1 rRNA gene and 1 pseudogene are annotated in these 791 nt (G+C 69.7%); both read left to right on the top strand.

Annotation, left to right across the window (positions count from 1 at the left end):
- Nucleotide 1 precedes the first annotated feature (1 nt).
- Nucleotides 2-118 (top strand): 5S ribosomal RNA (gene rrf / locus G3I77_RS26255).
- A 234-nt stretch (nucleotides 119-352) separates the two neighbouring features.
- Nucleotides 353-791: pseudogene (locus G3I77_RS26250) on the top strand (hypothetical protein); the annotation flags it as partial.

Below are 791 nucleotides of genomic sequence, written 5' to 3'. Positions count from 1 at the left end.
TTTCGGTGGTTATAGCGTAGGGGAAACGCCCGGTTACATTTCGAACCCGGAAGCTAAGCCTTACAGCGCCGATGGTACTGCAGGGGGGACCCTGTGGGAGAGTAGGACGCCGCCGAACAATCTTTGGAAGGACCCTTGGTCCCAGCGTTCAGCTGGGGCCAAGGGTCCTTTTTTGTTTTTGCAGTGCGCGCCGGGCACCCGGCTGCGCGAGAATGACTTGCGGTACCGAAGACAGGAGTCACCATGTCCACCAACTCTCCCGACGACCGACCGGAGCGCGACCAGCGGCAACGGGAGGGGGACCGGAGCGATCGCGGCAGCCGCGGTGGCCAGCGCGGGGACCGTGGAGACCGTGGGGGCTTCCGTCGCGACAACGACCGTGGCGCCAACGACCGCGGGGGCTACGGCCGTCGTGAAGGCGACCGGGGAGACCGCGGCGGTCGCCCCGACCGCGGCGAGCGTGGTGGTTTCCGTCGCGACGACAACCGTGGTGGTGGGCCCGGTCGGCGTGACGACCGTGATCGCGGACCGCGCAGGGATGATCGTGACCGCGGTGGGTTCCGTCGGGACGACCGCGGTGACCGTCCCGCCTTCCGTCGCGACGACCGGGACGACCGTGGCGAGCGTCGCGACGACCGGGACCGTGGCGGTTTCCGTCGCGACGACAACCGTGGTGCTGGGCCCGGCGGGCGCGACGACCGTGATCGCGGACCGCGCAGGGATGATCGTGACCGCGGTGGGTTCCGTCGGGACGACCGCGGTGACCGTCCCGCCTTCCGTCGCGACGACCG

This window comes from Streptomyces sp. D2-8 (assembly GCF_023184515.1).
Classification (GTDB): Bacteria; Actinomycetota; Actinomycetes; order Streptomycetales; family Streptomycetaceae; genus Streptomyces.
This window is presented reverse-complemented; position numbering and strand designations above follow the sequence as displayed.